This is a genomic window from Galbibacter sp. L-19, assembly GCF_056857615.1.
In genome coordinates this window covers 1-3,537 of sequence record NZ_JBSXNL010000011.1, presented here as the reverse complement: position 1 = coordinate 3,537, position 3,537 = coordinate 1, and the positions used below count along the sequence as shown (strand labels likewise).

At 35.5% G+C, this 3,537-nt stretch carries 1 protein-coding gene and 1 pseudogene; both read left to right on the top strand.

The features are described from left to right. Positions 1 to 1,223, top strand: a pseudogene (locus AC13CQ_RS00275) (hypothetical protein); the annotation flags it as partial. Positions 1,224 to 1,395: 172 nt separating this feature from the next. Then, positions 1,396 to 3,414 (top strand): DUF4347 domain-containing protein, encoded by a 2,019-nt coding sequence (locus AC13CQ_RS00270; RefSeq protein WP_482882589.1) that lies wholly within the window; start codon positions 1,396 to 1,398, stop codon positions 3,412 to 3,414. The last annotated feature ends 123 nt before the right edge of the window (positions 3,415 to 3,537 follow it).

Below are 3,537 nucleotides of genomic sequence, written 5' to 3'. Positions count from 1 at the left end.
GTGTAGTAAACAATTTTGAAAATATCGTTAACAGCGGCCCAGTTACTATCAATGGAGATACGTATACTACTGTTGAAGAATATTTAGAAAACATCGTAAGCGCTAATGAGAGTCAGACTATTTTAGTTAGTACGACAGATAAAAGCGAATTATATTACGTATCGGAAGCTTATTTAGCGGCAAATAATCAAACAGCCCCTACAAGTACAGATGCTGATGGATGGGATCCTGCATCTTTACCAACAGGAATTTATGCAATTGATATTGCAGGCGGTGTAGTAAACAATTTTGAAAATATCGTTAACAGCGGCCCAGTTACTATCAATGGAGATACGTATACTACTGTTGAAGAATATTTAGAAAACATCGTAAGCGCTAATGAGAGTCAGACTATTTTAGTTAGTACGACCGATAAAAGCGAATTATATTACGTATCGGAAGCTTATTTAGCGGCAAATAATCAAACAGCTCCTACAAGTACAGATGCTGATGGATGGGATCCTGCATCTTTACCAACAGGAATTTATGCAATTGATATAGCAGGCGGGGTAGTAAACAATTTTGAAAATATCGTTAACAGCGGCCCAGTTACTATCAATGGAGAGACATTTACTACCATTGAGGATTATCTTGAGAGTAAAGAACCTTGGAATGTGGAAAATACTTCTACTCCAGCAATAAGCAATACAGAAAACATTTATCAAAAGGGAAAAATAGGGATCGGAGATTTTTCAGGAGAAACAACTACCGAGAGCTTAGATATTAAAACTGGGAGCGCAAGAATACGTGAGGTTAATACAAATGTAGGAACCATAGAAGCTGCTACAACAGGACAAAAAGACCGTGTGTTAGTAGCCGATGCAAATGGAATCATAAAATCATTAAAGGCAACCTTACCTAAGTTTTTCTTTATGCCATCTGTTTTAATACCAGTTATTGCAGAGCAGGTTCCTGCTGGAGATACATTTGGAACAATAGATCTTCATGCAAAATATATCGATCAATTTGGAACACCTCAGGCAAGTAGTGATACTTCATTAGATGTAGCTATACCAGTTTTACCAGCTGATGAGTTAGCATATCATATTACATGGTATGATGAAGAAGTATTTGAAAATGTTGCTGTTTCAGCAGCTGGAGTGCTTACGTATGATGTTAAAGCAGGAGCAGATATCTATGAGGGGTCTTTTATGAATATAGTATTTGTTGTAAAGGAAGATTAATACTGAAATCTAAATTTTTTATAACAATTAATGAACCAATTTTATGTGCAGAATTAAATATATCATAATACTTATTATATACATGTTTATAGTGAGCTTTACTTTCTCAAAGAGCTCATCTGAGACTGTGTATATAGATATTGCTGTTAAGAAGAGTGATAGTTTTCTTGTTATGAATAAGAATTTAGATTCAAGAACTTATCATTTAATAACTCATGGTCGTCCAGGACAATTATTGATAGAAGGTAAATGGCTGAACGCCGAGCAAATTACTGACTTTCTCAAACCTAAAATTCAAAACTCAGAATTCAAAATTCAAAACTTAAATATTTATGGTTGTGAATTTGCTAAAGGAGAAGAAGGGATAAATGCAGTTAAATACATAGAAAGTAAATTAGATGTAAAAGTTTCTGCATCTACTAACCTTACAGGAAAAGATGGAGACTGGGTGTTAGAAGTAGGTGTTAAGGCTAATTTTAGTTTTTTAAAAGATTATCCTTATACTTTACAAACAGGCCCTAACGATGACTTAGATGGAGACACTGTACTTAATAAAGATGATTTAGATGATGATAATGATGGAATTTTAGATACTAATGAATTAATTTGTGCCGAGTCTCCACAAACCTTAATTACTTTTAGTGAAGCTACTAACTATTCTACTACTTATAGTAGTGGTGAAGCTTTCAATATAGGTACAGGAACTTTTAGCACAGGTGCTACAGGTGAAGTTTTTCCTTTAGCGGGAGGAACAATGGCGGGGCAAACAAGATATGGGTTTGAATCAAAGCCAAACTATATAATTACAAGGGCGAGAACAGGAGCAACTGCTAGTAGTCCTGCCTTTGTAGGGATTAATTTTTCAACGCCTGTTTACAACCTGAGCTTTGAAATAGATCATTTAAATAGTGTTTCTGTTACAGGCTCAACACCAGTAGAAAAAAAAGAACGGGTATTGATAAATGCAACTTATCAAGGAGTAAGTGTTCCTTTGGCAAGTTACACCTTAGAGTCTGGTGTAAATTATAATACTACTAATGGGTATTTTAGCTCCAACGGAACTGATATAACTAATTCAGGCGCTGTCCTTAATTTTGTAGGACCAGTAGATCAAGTATCATTTTCTTATTCTGCTACTGGGAGAGATCATACGGTATACGAAAATGAGATACATATATTAAAAAACGCTACTGGATGTGTAGATGGTGATTCCGATAGAGATGGTATAGTTAACCGTTTGGATCTTGATAGCGATGGAGATGGTTGCCCAGATGCTTTAGAAGGTGATGGAGGAATAACCTCAAGTCAACTACAGACTTCAAACATTAATGGAGGAAATACGGGTGCAGAATACAATGGTACCGCAGGTCCTGTAATAGATAATCTTGGAAATAATGTAGGTGGCACTGGGATACCAACAATCGCTAATGGAGGACAAGCTGTTGGAACTTCACAAAATGCTTCTGCAATTAATGAAGAAGAATGCGGTGATGGTACTGGATGTAGTCAATGTTCTGTAGCTGGAGTAGTTGGTGGCTCTGAAGCTTGTGATGACTTTGATGGTGATGGTATTATAAATAGTTGTGACCTAGATGATGATAATGATGGGATACTAGATGCTATAGAAAGTCCTGATTGTTTTTATTCAAAATACACACTGCTCACCAATAAGCATGAATTTATAAATGTCTCGACAGATCTTCAACCATACACTACCAATAATAATATCTCTGAGGTCATTGATGGTTATCATGACCAGTACGGTGGATTTGTGGTCGAGAATGACATTACTATCACAGATAAAGCTGTCTACACTTTTGAAATGGATGGCTCTGTAGAGCTGAAAGAGGTATATATAGTTTATTTTAATCGATACACACACCTTAGTTCAGGAGAGTTATTGCTCCAAGGTAGTGTTGATGGAAATACTTGGGTTGATTTGAGTCAGTCGATTACAAATATGGTTGCATCATTGATATCAGTACCATACTTGGAAGCTCAGAAACGAGCCCAAAAATTCTCAGTAACACAAAATTCAGGAGAATATAGACATTATAGAATATTTGCCCCGTCTGGAACCACATCTTATAGTGGGCGAGCATTAGAAGTGTTTCCTGTTTCTAAAAATGAATTGAATTCTTCTGCGTATCCTAAAGATTGTAGTTATACAGGGTGGACTTGCTATATTTGACTGGACAGTAAGAAAGGAGTTTATATATTTATAAACTTTAAAAAAATAATAATGTCAAAAGCACGAAATTTTTACACCAAAGAATTTAAACAAAAAGCTGTAGAGCTTAGTTATGCTAAAGGT

Bases quoted from the DNA above. Each gene is read 5' to 3' on its own strand.
- AC13CQ_RS00270 (WP_482882589.1), top strand. From the start codon at position 1,396: ATGAATAAGAATTTAGATTCAAGAACTTATCATTTAATAACTCATGGT.